Genomic DNA, 17776 nt, shown 5'->3' with positions numbered 1-17776 from the left:
AGCTTTCGTTTATTCGTTGCTTGCGATCCACGAGGCAAGTCTTATCGCAATAGCTGCCGCTTGTGCCCTCGTCAGTTCGTCGAGCGGATTCACTTTATGGTTATCGCCTTCGATAATGCCATTCTTGATGCAGATTGCTGCTGGTATTCTAGCCCATTCCGGAACGCTAGCTGAATCAGAGAACGTGCTCAACAGCTTGTCAGCTTCCTCTTTGGAGACATCCTCAGCGAGTCCGAGCGCTTTAAGCAATCGTCCCGCCATCGTCATGGCTTCGATTCTCGACATCGTTGCCTGAGGTGCGTAGGATCCGTCTGCCAGACCGTTCACAATACCCATTTGTGCTGCGACGGACACACTGCGTTCAAACCAATCTGCTGCATTTACATCGTTGAATGAAGCTTGACCGTTCTTGTTCATCATGCCTGCTACACGCAGCAGAATCGTCGGATATTCCGCCCGTGTAATATGGCTTTCCGGATCGAACCGATCCTTGTCTTTGCCGAGTACAAACAGCTTGGCTGCGGCTTGGCTGATGCTATCCTTGCCCCAGTAGCCGTCCTCAACATCGGTGAAGGTCTTGCCGTTGTGAATAAAGGCCACATTCCCATTGCCTGTCAATTGAACATCTGCGATGGCCGAATTTCCGGCAGCGTTCATCTTCCATGGCAATGGTGTCCAAGCACCCTCCGCATTTTTGAGCACAACGGCTGTTACTTGGCTCGGGTCAATGGAATTCGGAACCGGTACTTGAACCGATGCATAAGAATTCCAGTTGGACGCCGGAAGATTGGTCTTGATCGATACGCCTTGACCTGCCCCCAGCAAGGAGGAATCCAGACTATCCGCTATACTGCCCAGAGCATCAAGCTCATAGCTTTCGTTCGGGAATATATGAACCTCCAGGTTCTCCTTCATACCCTCCAGCTGCTTAGGCGTCAGTTTCAATTGCGCCAAAGGAACTTGGATGATAATGTTGCGCTGCTTACCGACTGCTTGCTGAACAACATCCTTATCTATCCGGAATGTATAGCCTCTCAACGTATTATCCGAAGAAGCGATCACGATGTCTCCGCTACCTGCTGCGTCCACATTGGCCGCCGTAATGTCGGCAACAAGGACATTGTCCTGCTTCTCGGCATTCATTCGCTGCTGATTAATGGTAATTTCCGAGGTTTCCGCTGGCGTTGGTATTCCTCCGCCGCCTCCGCCTCCGGTACCGCCGGTTCCTTTGGACTGCCATACATTGGCAGACATTCTGCCTGTTGAGGCTACAGCCAGTTTACCTGTAGATGTTCTTTTGGCTATAACAACTTCATTTCCGGCTTCTGCCTTAATAATTCCCTCCGCGGGAAGGATACTCCAACTACTGATATCCTGATTCAGCTTCGGAAGCACTACGCTTGCTCTGGCAAACACTTTGTACGTCAGCTGATAGCCAAGCATTTCACCGGCATCGGTTACCGTCACCTTCGTTCTGGTGCTGTCGTTGGTCAATGCCGAAGTGGTCGCCATGATGGTTCCCAGCTCTGTTGGCGCTGGAACCTCTACCGTTGCCGCAGCCATAGCCTGTAAGGTAACCCCTTCGGAGACCTCATAGCTTGCCTGAACAAGACTTGCTCCTCTCGATTGTGCTGTCATCGTTCCGTCGTCCTTCAGATCAATCGCGTCGCCTGACAGGATCGAATAGCTGACGGGTCCCGTTACGGCTACCTCTTTGAACTTCGGCTTGCCTTGAGCGTCTTTACCATCCGATACGCGCAGGAAGGTCTCCAGCTTCCGGCTGTCTCCGCGCTTCATGACCGGCACCTGATGAATGACGAGCCCTGCCGGCACTTGATAACGATCATTCGTCACCGATACGACAGCCATATTCTCATTGCCGGCTCCATCGACCGCCTTGACAGTGAGCTCAGCCGTCGGACCGTTGGATTCTACAGCTACCTCACCGGAAAATTGGCCGTCGTCCTGCACTTTCAGAACCGTCTCTTTCCCGTTTCCGATCACCTTCAGAACAGCATCATTCGAGCTTCTGCCGGAGAATTTGATCTTGCCGTCCTTCGTTCTGGCACCGGTCAACGGCGCGTCCAGATACAATACAGGAGCGAGGGTATCCACGGTCAGGTACAGCATCTTCACCTTGCTGTCTTTGGTTATTGTATTCGTTGTAAGCAATTCAATGGCGTAAGTGCCATCTGTCGTAAGCGGCTGCTTCAGCTCAAGCACGCCGTGGCTTCCACTGCCGTCATTCTTAAGATTAACTTGGCCGATCGATTGGTTGTCATAGAATGCTTCTACGGCAACATCCGGCTGATTCGAGAACAGCTCAATGCTTTGCTGTTTCACATTGTTAGTCAGCCAGTCGATTTTCGGCTGAGGCTTCTGCAACAGCTCCTTACTTGGTTGAAGCTCCGGCTTCACTGGCACAGGAAGCAGCTTATTCCCGCTATCCGCCCGGTTCGCATAATGATAATTCTCATTTTTGTCCAATTCCTTGGAAGGCTTGACAACAGTCGACACGCCTATCGTGTACTCTTGGCCCACCTGCAATCCGACATACTTCACCTCAGCCGGATCTACGGGCTTGGCGTCAAGACTCTTCGGATCTGACTTGGCTTCTGATGTCGTGGTTGCGGTCCAGCCGCCGAGCATAATGCCTTCGTACTTTCCTGTTGCAGGGTTCCAGTGGCTTGCAAGCTCTTTTTCCGTGAACATCAGTTCACCGAAATTGCTGTATGGCTTCAGCTTGTCTCCCTGCTCCTGCATGGCATTAATGACATAGCTGTGCTCGAAATTCTTCAACTCGTCCTTTTTCGCAGCAGGTTTGAAAGATAGACTGAAGTACCCGTCCCCTGCCGGCTCTATCGTTACGTCACTAACGGCCTGTGGAGCTAGACGATCGATGATCTCGAATTGCTCTGCCGAAGTTTTGGTACCGAAGGTGGAATCGGACTTGAGCTCGGCACGCAAATAATAGTTGCCCTGCTGCATAAGCCCGGTAATATCCTGTATATCCTCTTCGCCACCCTTTACATTCAGGGAGACTTTAGTGACGTCAATCACTTTATGGCCGTCGGCAACCGGAACATCTTTGGCAATCAGAATGCCCGGATCCCCTGGCTCAAGCACATCATCCCCGTTGGCAAGCTTCGTAGTAGCCGCACTTACCGAATCCTTGGTCAAATACAGATTGACTGTGTCTTCCTTCTTCGCATTGCTGACTGTCCAGCTTGCCGTGAATTTGTTCTTGTCGCTGGCATCCTTAGTCAGACTGACATTTTGCAGCTGTGGCAGAGTAGGCACATTCAACAATCGAGTCTGTACCGCCGCCTCGGAGGTAAGGGTCCATGTACCGCTTTTTGCGACCCGTTCCTGCGGAACTATGATGTACGCCTTCCAATGATCCGCTTTATCTCCGTTCTTGACATCCGCCTTGATATGCTGTGTAAAGGCTGTTGCTTCCGGATTCTTATTTTCATCGTCAAAAATGATCGGGTAAGGCTGACCAGCCTCATCCTTAAGCGTAAGATTCGGCAAATCCTTGTCATACTCCACTTCAATAATGGCGTTGCCAGATACGTCATTCATCGGAATTTCATGAATACGTCCGCTGTTTTTCACCTTGATGCCGCCGATGCCGATATTCATCGCACCGTTATCCAGCACTTTAACTCCATCTTCCACATCGCGGTATACGATCTCATGAGTTTCCTTTTCCGATTCTACCCAAGAGGTTGCGACTGTCTTGACCCCTTGCCCAATAACGAGCAGACGCGGACCGCGTTCCGGATCGTCGATCAGCAAATGAGTAAATCCGTCAGGAAGCTGCTCGCTGGAGGTTCCGAATTCAACCCCGCCGCCCCAGTAATAAGTAATTCCTAGAGAAATGAACAAGATACCTACGCTTCCCCATACCTTATCGTTGTTCACTCCAAAAAATACGCTGGACAACGGCATACCGCCGACAACCGGCACTTCTTTAGGAATTTGTATCTTCGCTCCGATATAGCCTTCAAAGTCCGTCCGGTGCTTCTCGAGATTTTGTCCGACGAACACTCCGACTTTACCTACAATGACATTCCAGCCGCCAATATCGACCTCTGCCTGCATTCTTACGAACCATGGAGTTACCCATTGCGCTTCGATCAGAGCTTGGGTCAGCATTTTGATTAATTCTTTTTCTTTAGGATCACTTTTTGGGGAATAATCCAGCTTCCCTTGGATTGTGATTCCTGTCCGCTTCAGTGTCAGATCGATATCCCCAAAGAAGTAAGCAGGGGCAATACCGAACCGCAAGCTGACGCCAGCCTCTACGACAAGCGGGAACGGATCATCCTTAGTACCTCCAGCAATCGTATCCGCAAGCTCGCGGACCGCTCCCCGTATCCCGGTTAAATAAGTTGCTCCGGTAATCAACACTCCCGGATTATTCAGTGATGCTTTAAAGCCAAGCACATCCGGCAAAATCCGTCCGTCATCCACTTTCTTGAACGCGATTTCGACTCCGATCTCCGTCATGCTTTTCAATTGAGCATCGAATTTTAATCCGTAAGTGTTAGAAATACCGGCAACCGGCTGTACATAGTGGACAATGTCGATCTCACCGCTCGGCTTCTTCGGACCTTCCGGATCCTCTTTTGCATCTTTCTTGTCTTTGTTCTTCGGTTCGAATAAACCTAATTCTTCATTCAAATCAAATTTCAGTCCGGCTTCAATACCAACAAAGCCCTTCTCGTTAAACAGGACGTTGCGAACTTCAGCGTTCAGCACCTTAAGCGAAATAGTACCGCCAAAGGAGACGCCGCCGGGTCTAAGAATAAAATCGTTAAACGATAATCCGAACCCAGAAAAAGTAAAGTTCGGTACGGCGAACAAGCTATGCTTGTTGAAGTATACCAGCTCGATCATCACTTGACGCAGCGGATTTGCCTTGTCTCCAAGCGCACCTGAAGCCCATTTTAAGGAGCCGTTTAAGCTGTCGTCTTCTTCATTTCCTTTTTTCTCAGGATATTCCGCTTGCGGAATGGTATAGCCTTCACCTAAGGTTTTCTCAAAACCGTTGAAGAAATCGAGCGTCCATTCTCCTTTGTGGAAAACAAACCCGCTGTTTGCAACACTAAGCGTTCCGTCCCCCTTCACAAAGAGCGTGTCGAAGAATGGCATGCTGTCAAAGCCGTTCACCCGCTGTTTGGCACCGAAAATATCCAGCTTGCCACGGGCAAACACCATATCCTTACCCCGATAAGCAACGGCGCCGTTAATAATCGCCGGCTCGGTCTTCGTATCGACAACGACCTGCCGGTCGTTACCGGAGCCCGCTTGCTTGATCATCCCGCGGATGTCTACCAGCTTCTCCCGAGCTTCATCCTCGAAAAATTCATCCATCTCTTCTTCCGATTCGAACATTCGGTAATTATATGCAGGCACTTCCTTCAGCTTTTCATCATCCAAAAATGCCGCCAAATCGAATTCCGGATCTAATGCCTTGCTCGCTGCGCCAAAAAATGTTTTGGTTTGCTTGTACGCCGTTACGGCACTGTACAAATCCTCTCCCTTTTTAAACGGCTCTCCCGGAAAGGCTTCATTGATCTGTTCCAATAGCTTCCCATTCAACGAAGGCGTTACATGGCTTAAATCTACCTTTTGCTTATACACGGCCATCAGCTTCGCCTCACGGACCCGATTGCTCTCGTTATCCGTTACGGCAAAGGTCTGGCTTGTCGTAATATCATACATTGCAGCGATTTCGGAATCGCCGCCACTGTCGCCTTTGTAGTCAATCTCAACCTGGTATTCGCCCAAAGGCAGCTCAGGCCCAAGTCCTGCTTGAACCACTTTTCCTTTGTCATCTACCAAGTCTCCGCCCCGATACGTAATACGCATATCTCCAGAGAACCCGTCATCGGTTGTCTGGATAATGACCGAGCTCTTAACAGGAACCTTATAACGCTTGCCTGTCACCTTTTCCTTAAGAAACAGGTCAAAGTTCGGCTCGCTCGTCTCATTCCCTGTATTGTAGGCATCGATATTGGAAATATTGGCCGTAATGTATTTCACATCACTGGAGTACACTTCTTTAGGCGATAGGCCGTAAGCGTACGTTGGCACAGCATTGCCGATAGCCGGCAATAAAATAAAGTTGGACTTACTGGATTCATACTGGGCTTTAATCCCTTCATCCGTCTGCCCTTCGAGCTTGACCTGGGTTTCCGGACTTCTTGCCGTCAGCAAATATTGCTTGGTTGTCGGCCAAGGTCTTCCCTTTGCCTGTATTTTAAAGGATGCGGTAATGGTCTCACCCGGCTTGTATTTCGGAATGATGCCCTTCTCCGCTTCCTCCGGCGTAGCCGTTTTTCTAAACTCCAGCTTCTTATTTCGAACGGGCTCCGTCAGCGCTTTACCACTCGCATCACGCATAATGTTGCCTGACTCATCCAGCTTGACGAAGCTGAGTCCAGAATCCAAGGTCAGCTCGACCTCGATTTTGGTTTGCTCCATGTTGTACATAGCGAGATTTTCCACTTCGGCATACATGTCGAATATGCCCTCATTGGCATAATTGCTATTGTCGCTTAGAGTTGCCAACTGCTGCGGGGTATCAAGATAACGAATAGAGAATACTTTATCCGGCTCGATAATTTCCCCTAAACCGTAAACCGTTTCAAACGTTTGTACCGCGTTGTTCGCAATTGATTTCGGATTCCAATAGAAGGCAACCGCCGAATCCTTGGTTCCGTAATCGTTCGTATCTCTCGTAAAGTCAAGATTTGGGTTCGGCGTATAATCCCATTTGGTATTTGCCAGACCGTTCCAATGACCAACGATCATTTCATCGACGATGTTAATATTTTTTTCCGCAAAGTTATTGAAGCCATAAGCCATGACGTTGGTAGCCTGTGGATTCGTCGGGTCCATCTTATCCCGCATCACCCAATAAGGCGGTAATTTATATAACGGTCTGTCCTCTTCCGTAATCGTCGGATCATTCTCCGGATCGTGAACGAGCTTTCTCTCGACCAAAAGAGGCGCCTTAGACGCGGTTCCAATCTGGAATTCAGGACCGTCATTCCCTCCTACCATCGTGTCCAGCAAAATCCGGGAGCCAAGCTCTACCTGAGCACCGCTTCGGTTGATCACCTCATAGCGGATGTTCACATTGCCTGCGTTTTTCTTATCCGAGCTGTCACTATAGAGCATCAAAACCTGTTTGATTTCTACGCCCTTGATCCGCCAGATCGTTTCGATCTGCTTGGTTCCATCAGTGTTCTCAACAACTCGAGGGGGGGTTACTTCCGAGAAAAAATTAGCCCCAAACTTGTACGGATTTCCGAAAATATAATCGGTACCATCAATCCGAAACGTCGTAAAGGAAGTTTCCGGGTCATCACCACGGAACAGCATGTTGACGTTATCGTCCTTTTTCCGAATTGGCTGTCCGGCTACCGTTCTTATGCCGTACCGTCCGGTGCCATTATCGACTGTAATTTTAATGAAATCGTTTTGCAGCACCGTTACTTTGGGAGCACTGAGCTCAGCCGCAAGAACGGACGCAACCTGGGCATTCGAGCCCATGATGAAAATAAGTGCGAACAATAAGACAAGCGTCCTTTTGAGAAGCTTCAATTCAACTGCCTCCTATCTTGAACCCGTAAATGCCATCTTTTGAACAAGGACAAGGGCTTCCTTCTCAGGGGCCCTTGATCCAAACTGTTTTGACGATTAATCTTTCTTGCCAATAAAAAAGGTTGCGTATTCACGTTCCCGCTCCTGGTTTCTCACGATAATCGTGTACCAGCCTGCTTCAGGGAAGGTTACTTTAAACTTGCCGTTCGCCAAGTCGCTGTACGAAATTTTGCTGGCAATATACTTCATTTGCCCTTCTCGGTACAGACCCGGCTGATACATCAGATCGTAAGTACCCCATTCGTTAACCTGCTGCTGCCCGTTAACCTCCATGATGTTGTACTTCGAGATGTTGAAGGTCAGCGTATTTTTATCGAACAAGGCAGATTCTCCGCTGGAGCCAGAAATAAGTACGTCATCGGCGAAGATGAGCATGCCGTCGCTGGAGACTACGGTCACGTCTTGATAAACTACCGAAGTATTGCCTACCTGATCCTCGGCGGTGTAAGTGACGCGTTGACGTCCAAGCTTGGACAGATCCAAGCCGCTGATCGTAACCTTGATGTCTTGTGCGGCGGACACATTGTCGCTTACGGTATATCCGCCCAAATCTCTGGTTACATCGAAGTCTTGTTTATTTTGCGTAATGCCGACCGATGACATATTCAGCTTGATCTCTGGCGGAGTGTTATCCAAGCCTTTGATCGTCACAGGTACTTTCCTTGTATTCCCTAGAAGATCCGTTAGAGCAATAAGAGTCGATCCATCCGCTGAGAAAATGCGTGAGTAGCTATACGATCCATCCGCATTGCTAATCTGATTCGTATACTGGCCATTCACGAGAATTGGTGTTGTTCCTGTGAATACTTTATTGACCTTATGCTCCTGCTGTCCGGCCAGCGTTACCTTCATTTTGCCTTTGGCATATTGCTGCCCGTTTATCGTTACAACTTTGTTGTCCGGCAAGGCATTGCCGTCTTCATCGACAAAGGTATACGTTACCGCTGTTGGTGTCGGAGGCGTGGAGATGATATTATTTACCTCTCCCTTCACCACCGCCGTGTTGCCGTACTGGTCGGAGACCGTAAACGAAGCGGTGCCGTTGTCGAGCAGCATCACATTATCCTTACCATCCACATGGATGATTTGCTTGTTATTGTTTTTGTCATCTTTTTCTACCGTTAAGGTGACTCCGTTGGAGTACAGCACTTTGCCGGTATCATCCACAATCGTTCCGAACGTCTTGCTGCCATTCTCACCGTAAGCATAGGAACTGACGACCTTCACCTTCGGTGCGCTTTTATCGATATTGGTGACAGTTGCTACAGCATCGCTCTCATTGCCCGCTTCATCCTTGAACTTAAACGTAAAAGTGCCGTTTTCTTTAAACGTGTAAGTCGAGCGGCCTTCAGGGGCGGTAACCGTAACCGGTTCGGATAGCCCTGTCAGCTGAACCGTTACATTCCCGTTCGTTTGTGTTGTCGTCAAATATTCAACTGTGCCTTCCGGTTTAGTGGAATCCACATTCTTGACTACGGCATACAGTGTCGCTTTTCTGGACGCATCGGCGTTGTCCGTTAGATCAAAGGAATACAGTCCGTTTTGACTAACATGGAACGTATTGCCGGTGCGCACCGGTGTCGAAGGATTTACAGCCGACGGCACAACCTTGATTCCAAGCGGAGCTGCGATATCAATATCTACTCCTGTTTGTACGTTGACTGGTCTCTCGGTGCTTAAGGTCGCTAATGCGTAGACCGGCATGTTTTTGGATATGCTGCCCGCGTCAAGACTCTTCGGTTCGCCGACAACTCCGGCAGATGTTCTGTACTTCACTTGAATATGCAAATCGCTTGCTTTATTCGTTGGCACCTTAAGCGCAACAAAGTTCGTATAAGGGCGCCACCTCAGCCAGTTAGCACCATTGTCAGGAGATACGGAGAAATCGTAGCCGCCTTTATCTACCGATTCTTCAGCCAATCCGAGCTTCACAATAGCGGTATAGCCATCCTCAGCATCGCCGTACAAATAAATCAGATCCGATGTCACATCGGCAGGAGGCTTTTCCGCACCCTCAGACTTCGATACAACAAACACTCCAGATGTTTTTGCGATTACGCTGTTCTTCGCACCATCAATGGCCCATACGTACAGGCGGAAGCTTTTTTGCTCCCCTGGCTGAAGCACAGCATCGGTAATTTTTACCAGACCGTCTCCCGGCAAATCGGACCAGCCTGGGGACGCTTCGTTAGGAGCTGAAAGCTGATCGTCGATCCATTGATATTTCTTTTGTAGCCCACTCTTGCTCAAGCTCTCATTCACCGTTACGTTTACCGATTGCGTATCTTGCGGATAACTGACACCGGTCTTGCTGAAGGTAACCGTTGGAGGCTCGTTATCGAAATAGTATAGTTTGGAGAAATAATAAATTTTCTCAAACCCGCCGTCATTAACCTTAATCAAAATATGAATATACGGCTTACCATTTAGGGATGTATCGGCAGGTACCGTATAGATCCGCTCTCCATTGTTCCCTTCAGCATAACTGGAAAAAGCTTTAAATGAAGCTTCTCCCGGGCGCAGCTGGCTGGAAGAAATCGCGTAACCCGCATACGTTGCATAGATAAGGTTGTTCACAGATAACAGGGATTTCCCCTGGTAGGTCGATTGCGTTACAGTTCCCGAATACGTCGTTTGCGTCACCGTTCTTGCATAAGTTGTTTGGGTGACGGTTCCCGAATAGGTGGCCGATGTTACCGACAACAGCGATAGAGGTCCCAGACTGTTAAGCCCCGTGAGCTTAAATTGCACATCATGGCTTTTTACATAGACATCCTCTTTGGAGTCAGGCTCAAAGCGGCCGCTGATTTGATCGGAGGAGTTCACCGTAATCTGCTGGCTATCAAACATCCGTTCATTGCCAGCCTTATCACGAGTTTTGACTTTCAGCACATACTTTCCGTCTTCAACAACCTCATTCTGAGTCGTTACCGTAGCTTGGTTTCCTGTAAGAGGCATCCACGCTGCTTCTTCTACTGAGCCTGATTCTTTCACCCATTGATAGAAGCTGCTGTCTACGCCGCTGTGCTCATCCGTGATGCTGAGCTTCATTTGAACCGCAGCCGTATTATCTCCGCTGATTTCTTGAACAGCCACCGTCGGTGCTTTATTGTCTATTTTGATGGTTCCTACACTGTGCACCCAGTTGGAATCGTCTTGTTTAAAGTCGGCTAATGGCCAAACCTCCAGGTTGCCGTAGTCACCCACTTGGGCTAACGCTTTATTATCGGCATAAAAGATTTTATCCGCTTCAGAGCCCGGAGCCTCTGCTTTCCACGCTTCATATTGCTCTGAATGACTCTCTACATACTTCTGTTTCTTCTGGTATTGCATCAGCTCCCTGGCTGAATCCCAAGTCATATCGGCAGTCCAAGTATGCAAGTACCATTCGCCGCTTTTCTCTTCAGCCAATGCCTCAGAAGGTACAGCTATCAGGTTCGTTTTATTATTGCCGACGCTAAGCTTGATATCTTTCAGCGGCCCTGTTGTATACAAATCTTCACCAGGCTGCTTGGCCTTGAGAGAGTATCTTTTGAGCGCTGCAAAATGATCGGCTTCCTTGCCTGCAAAAGGATCATTCGGGCTTTGACTCCACATGTAGTAGACAAGCCCTACAGCAGGAGCGGAAGCCCCCGTCATATTCGAAGGACGGTAAATCCCTCTGCTTGGCCTAATCTCTCCCGGCTGGTTAGGATCCAACGACGGGACGATCAAAGGCGGATCGTTAGCGTCAATCGTGACTTTGCCTGATTTTTGATAAATCTGATCGGTAGCTCCACCTGCTTCATACCGGTAGCTGACTTCCGGATTCGTATTGTCGATGGACAGCTGAGCCCAGTCTATTTTGGAATTGACCTTCGAAGCGTCCTCGCCATCCTCCGGATCTGTGAAGATACCATCGTAGTTAGCTGGTTGAATCAGCATATTGCCTGCGTAATCCTGAAGCACGTTAGTATCTTTATTCTGATGGGTCGCAGGATCAATGACCTGATTCTCATGAGTCAAGGCTATGACCTTAAGGAGTGGAGCCTCTATGTCCACACCATCCGGAATATCCAGATGGAAGGTCCATTTATCCGTACCATTGCCGGATATATATTTTGCTTTCATCCCGTTATTCAGCAGCAGGTACGTTTGATCCTTATCCCATCCCCTTTTCACGATAGCTTCTTCCGTTAACTGCACCGTGAAATCAAAGCCGTCATTCCGGTTCAAGGTGACCCCGGTCAAAATTTCGGGCTGAATCCCGTTGCCTACCTTCGTATACTTAGGCCGCACTGCATCTACGATGACTCGGAAGCCGCCTTTGTCAAAGTTAAAGGGATTCACGTTTTTGTTAGCTAAGTAATTATTGCCTACTGTAGTTGCACTGTTAACCTTGTTTAGGGCTGAAAAATCATGGACAATATTCCCTGCTGTATCGGCAAGCACAGCTCCCCTTAACTTTTGCTCCAGGGACGAATCCATATCATAGATATCGTTGTTTGCACTCTTCTCTGCATCAGTCCTGGATATGACCGGTTCGAGAGGAAGATTGCCACTATGGTGATACTTGCTAGCCGTATACTTATAGTCAATGCTTTTCGTAATGGGCACTTTGTCAAAGCCCTGAGCAAAATCGGCCGCCTTATAGTTGGTATTGGTTAAATATTGCTGAACGCCGGCAGCTGGCAAGCCGGTATCTGCTGGATTTACAAACAGCTTATGCTTCAGAAAAGGATCGCTGTATGCTGAACTCACTGACGTCGGTCTTACAGCCTCACTGAAGTTATAGGCGATGCTGATAAATTCATCCTTTTTGGCATATAGCTCTCTTTGACCAATTTTGTCGTTGTCTCTCCATGCTCCATTACCATTAAAGGTGTAGTCCTTCAAGACCGGACGTGTAACATCCTTAAATTTAACGTATAATCCTCTTGGACCTGACGGAGCATCCGTTTCGTCACGAACCCCTTTTACTTTAATGGCAATTACGGAGTTTGTATTGATAGTAATTTCTTTAGTGTGCCTTGGACCAACTCCGCCATCCCATGCAGTTTCATTAAGCAGTTCTTGGCCATCGACACTGGCTGTCACTTCGGTTCCCTGAAAGCACTTAAAAGCTCCAAGAAAGCCGCAACCACTCCCTTGCTCTATCCAGTCAAGTGCTGACCATCCGAGAGCAACCGTCGCCTCCCCACTCATGGCCAAATCACGCAAGGTAGGATTTTGGGCAACATTAATGGTTAGATTCATCGTATCTCCGGAATACACAAAAATATTCCCGCCGGCAAAATCCTGGCTGCCACCAATATTGTTATGGCTGTAGCCTGGAGTTGAATTCCAGAAATTCGCTAGTGCATTTTCTGCGTCATAAGAACAGTTACCGATTCTAGCTGCTGCTGAACCGAATCTGACCTCTAAATCCCCGGATCCACAACTGCCGCTAGCCGCCTCCACCTTAGGAATATCCCAAGGCAGCAGCAGCGAAAAAAGCATGCTCAAGCATAAAACAATTGAGCACCATCGTCTTGCCGTCTTGCTATTAAGCATTAAAACTAGACCTCCTCTGATAAATAGAATCCTTGATGACTAGGCTGTCGTGAACTGCCTTTTGTCCGGTATACCGGAGTCTTAGAGAACCATCCCATCTTGCCAACTAGGACCTGCCTAGTGCTTTTTTTACATCTTACGACAACAAACCTTAAAGAAACCTTAAAAACTAGGACTTTAGGCTCATAATTTATCGAATTATGTAACGAATTGTATCATAAAGATTTGTTTAGAAAACAAAAAAAAACGGCAACCTTCTTCCGATTTGCATCGGTGAAGATTGCCGTTTTGGGCATCTCATCATCCTATATTTGTTTTTGGAATAGAGTCATGGATAACATCAATCGGAATTAGGACCGTGACCTTGGTTCCTTGCCCGGGAGTGCTTTCCATCCGCAATTCGGAATGATATTCATACTGGAGACGCTTCATAATATTTCTCAGACCGACCCCTCGAGCAGTCTCCAGGTTCTGATCCAGCAGCTGCTCGATCTTCTCGGCTTCCATACCAACCCCATCATCTTCAATCTGAAAGCAATAATGATGATGGGTTTTCTGCGCGGTAATTTTCACCGTGCCTCCCTCGGTTAAACCTCCGATCCCATGGCGAATTGCATTTTCAACGAGCGGTTGAATCAGAAGAGGAGGTATGCTGACACCATGCATGGCTTCTTCTACATGATATTCAATCCTGAGCCGATCTTTAAATCTTGCACGCTCTATCTCGACATAAGAACGGATCAAACTTAATTCCTGAGAGAAGCTGGTCCGCTTCTGGACATTGCTGAATCGGAAGCTTCCACGCAAATAATCAGCCAAATCCATTGTTAATTTGCGCGATTTTTCCTCATCCGTGTAGCTTAAAGCAATAATCGTATTCAACACGTTGTACAAGAAATGCGGCTTAATTTGGGATTGAAGAAACGCCACTTCAAGCTCCACCGCCTTTTCAAGCGAATCCTTCATCAATAGCAAGCCCTTGACTCTTGCCTTCAGCTCCATCGCATCGAACGGTTTGGACAAAAAGTCATTAGCCCCCGCTTCGAAAGCAGCTAGCTTATCCTGCGGCTGAGATGCCGTGGTTACCATCAATACAGGCATCTCCAACAGTGTATATTTGCTGCGGATCTTCTGGCATACCTCGAATCCTGACATTCCAGGCATCATCAGATCAAGAATCACCAAATCGACCGCATGGGGCATATCGAGCTGCTCTACAGCCTCATATCCATTTTTGACGGCGATGACATTGCAGCCCAGCGGCTTAAGCGCATCGATCAAGATTTTCAGGTTCGCAACATGATCATCCACAATGAGAATCGTATGCTGCCCTTCACTCTCCATATAGTAAGGAGTGGAGAAGGAATCCGTCAGCTTACTGCCCGATTCATTGTGCGTCGGTCTGTCAATTTCAGCTCTTTCGCGGTTTCCGGCAGATGGAAGACTGAAGGTAAATACGGTGCCTTCCCCTTTTACAGAGGAAACCGAAATGGTGCCTTGCTGCAGTTCAATCAGCTGCTTCACGATCGGTAGCCCTAAACCGAAGCTATGACTATCCGAGGACTCGAACGATTGAAAGGGCTCATAGATAAGTGCGATAGCTTGCGGATCAATTCCCTCTCCCGTATCCTTAACCGAAATTTCAATAGCTCCGTCCCGTTCCTCCGCAGACACTTCAATGGTTCCGTTATCCGTATGCTTCACGGCATTATCGAGCAGATTGTTCAATATTTGCCGAAACCGGTTTTCATCCGCCAACACGTTCGGCAAATGCTCCGGAACGTTATTGATTAAGTTTATCTGTTTACCCGCTATTAAAAAGGAGAAGATCCTCAGGACAATATCCACCGTAGTACGCACATCCACCTTCACAGGCCTAACGGTCAGGTCTCCCTGCCTGAGTCTCGACAAGTCCAAGATATCCAGGACAAGCTGCGACAGCTTCTTACTGATGCTGTGTACCAGCTCCAACTTATCCTTCTGCTCCGCAGGCAGAGGCTTGTGGTCATCATGAATTATCGACTCGGAAATCATGATAATGCTCTGCAAAGGCATCTTAAATTCATGTGAAGTCTTCGACAAAAAATCGTCTTTCAGCTTATCCGCTTTAAGCAATTGCTGGGAAAGCTGCTCATTTTTCTTGAACGAATTCGAGAATCGAAGCGACATCAGCAGGGCAAGCATTAGCAGAACGAGGAATACCTCAAAGGGAAAGGTAAGATATAGCGGTACATTCGTATATACGTTAAAGCTTTGGATCATGGAATGATAATTAAAGGATATCGCCGCCACTACCAGGTATATACTGCCTTCCGCTCGGTGAAAAGCGGCCAGCACATACACATACGTCGCATATAAAAAAGGAGCTGTAGCGTAAAAAGTCGTAAGCAGCGTAAGATATTTGCTATTGTTAATATCGACAAGCCCGAATAGCATCAGGCTCATTCCGAAGCCGATACCCAGATACACAGTCCACTTGGAGCAAAAGGGGCGAAATGCCGTATACACATACAGCAAAAGCGAGATACAAGCTGCATATACCGAAATCGTCTGCATGCGAATATACATGTTGTAGGGGACGTAGTCAAATAAAACAAATAGCAGTCTCTCTCCGCGCGTCGATAAGTACACGGTCGTAAATAAGCAGAGAAGTCCAAAAGCAGCCAAAGAAAAGTCGCTTTTCCGCTGCATATACATACCGATAAAATAGATGCCAATGATAAAAAAGCAGCAGATCGAGATTAAATCGTGAGCAAGTGCGGTATCTCGCAGCTTGGAAATCTGCTCCGAATAGCCAAAAAATATAGAATTGGCAATCCCGCTGCTGGCTATATAATCAAAATTAGCGACCTGAACGATAATTTCATTCCAGCCTGGCTTCAATGTAAAATAGCTTACGTACGGCTTGTTGCTCCCGGCATAGGTGCTTTGCTCCGGTAATGTACCTGCTGATCCTATGACCTTGCCATTAACTAGAATACGGTTCGACATTTGAATCGATAACGTCTTTAATCCGTAAGTACGGCTGACATCATCTACGCGAACTTGCAGACGGTAAGTAGCCATCCCGAGCGTATCCATTTGGCTTCCCCATGAACCGGGCACATTGATCCAATCAGAGGAAGCAGCAGCACCAGAGTCCTGCAGCATATCTTCATGCCCCAGCAGCCTGCCGGGATAAAACTCCCATTCCCCGTCTAGCGGAACAACCCCTTTTTCAAAAAAGAGCCTGCCACTCAAATCCATACGACCACCCGATGCTACCGGCGTACTCTTCTCTTTCACCATGAACATTTGATACAAAAATCCGTAGCTGACAGCTAACATGACTAGAGTTACGGCCGCTGCGGCCAGTTTTTTTCTCATGCTTGTCTCCTCGAATGAATTAGGCTAAGCTCTTGTACAAACGAACCGTCTCTTCTTCCAGCTCTACCCCTAGATTCACGCGAACCGCATGATCAAGCTGCCGGAATATTTTCAAAGCCTCATTGCGCTTGTCCGCCTGGAGATACAGCCGGATCAAGTCTCTTCCGTCCTTCTCCGAGTCAGGAGATGCCACCAGCACACGCCGCAAGCTATCCACAGCAAGCAGAATATTTCCGATTTTTGCAAAATGTCCGCATGCGATTCTTAACGTTTGTAAGTATTTATTCTTCAACTCTTCCCCTCTCCACATCGACCAATGAAAATCACAACCTTGGAAATATTCCCCCTTATGTAAAATGGTTAGCTGCTCGTATTGTTTCTCGCTCAAGGCTTGCTCTGAAGACGCTTGTTCAGCTATCGCCAAAAATTCCGCTACATCGCTTCGAGTTCCCTCCATGTCGATAGCATAGCCTCTGCCAGCTTTGTTGACTTTCAGGTTGATGTTACTCGCCTGGAAGCTTTTGCGCAAATACGAGATGCATGTATACAAATACGTTCTCGCCTTATCCAGCTCGGATTCCGGCCAGATGGAGTTAATCATGGTAGCGGCATCCACTTGAACGTCTGCATGCTGAATCAAGAAGGCGCAAAGTTCTTTTTCCTTATTGGTTTTCCAAGAAAGCAGTCCATTTGCCGTCTGGATCTGAAATCCTCCGAAGCACTGAATGTAGGTTCCAGCTCCTTGCGCAGCTTCCTCTGAACTTTTGTGGGGCAGCAGCTTCATAAACCGTGAAACGGTATTACGCAGCCGCTCCTTTGTAAACGGCTTCAACAGATAGTCCGTGGATTGGATCTCGAAGGCTTCGACTGCATATTCGGAATAGGCAGTGGTGAATACAATTTGGGTATGCGGGGCTATAGCCTTAATCCGTCTTGCCGCTTCTAGCCCCAGCATTCCTGGCATTTGGATATCCAAAAATACGGCATCCGGCTGAAACTGGTCCAATGCATCTAGCGCTTGTATCGGATTCGTATAGCGACCGGCAATCGTTACACTGCCAATTTCTCGCAATAGGATTTCCAAAACATCCAGCGCATTCTCTTCATCGTCGATAAGTATAACGCGCATTAACATTGTTCACTCCTTGTAAATGGATAAGGTCACAGAGACCGATAAAAGGGGAGTGGAGTCATTCAT

Annotated in this window: 4 protein-coding genes; all 4 read right to left on the bottom strand. The window is 47.9% G+C overall.

What is annotated here, in order from left to right; genetic code table 11:
- Window positions 1-9: 9 nt before the first annotated feature.
- Entirely contained in the window at window positions 10-7620 is a 7611-nt protein-coding gene (locus QMA13_RS05790; RefSeq protein WP_282940132.1) for an S-layer homology domain-containing protein, read from the bottom strand.
- Window positions 7621-7716: 96 nt separating this feature from the next.
- Window positions 7717-13158: an Ig-like domain repeat protein gene (locus QMA13_RS05785; RefSeq protein ID WP_282943269.1), complete on the bottom strand. Its 5442-nt coding sequence runs from the start codon at window positions 13156-13158 to the stop codon at window positions 7717-7719.
- 354 nt (window positions 13159-13512) lie between these two features.
- The gene (locus QMA13_RS05780) at window positions 13513-16578 is read right to left on the bottom strand and encodes a hybrid sensor histidine kinase/response regulator (RefSeq protein WP_282940131.1); all 3066 of its coding nucleotides are present in this window, start codon (window positions 16576-16578) and stop codon (window positions 13513-13515) included.
- Between the two features lie 19 nt (window positions 16579-16597).
- On the bottom strand, window positions 16598-17707 hold the full coding sequence (locus tag QMA13_RS05775; RefSeq protein ID WP_282940129.1) for a response regulator: 1110 nt from the start codon (window positions 17705-17707) through the stop codon (window positions 16598-16600).
- Between the last annotated feature and the right edge of the window lie 69 nt (window positions 17708-17776).

The organism is Paenibacillus sp. RC67 (assembly GCF_030020805.1).
Classification (GTDB): Bacteria; Bacillota; Bacilli; order Paenibacillales; family NBRC-103111; genus Paenibacillus_S.
The sequence above is the reverse complement of the archived record's forward strand: the minus strand, read 5'-3'. Positions and strand labels throughout refer to the sequence as shown.

Bases quoted from the DNA above. Each gene is read 5' to 3' on its own strand.
- QMA13_RS05780 (WP_282940131.1), bottom strand. From the start codon at position 16,578: ATGAGAAAAAAACTGGCCGCAGCGGCCGTAACTCTAGTCATGTTAGCT.
- QMA13_RS05775 (WP_282940129.1), bottom strand. From the start codon at position 17,707: ATGCGCGTTATACTTATCGACGATGAAGAGAATGCGCTGGATGTTTTG.
- QMA13_RS05785 (WP_282943269.1), bottom strand. From the start codon at position 13,158: ATGCTTTTTTCGCTGCTGCTGCCTTGGGATATTCCTAAGGTGGAGGCG.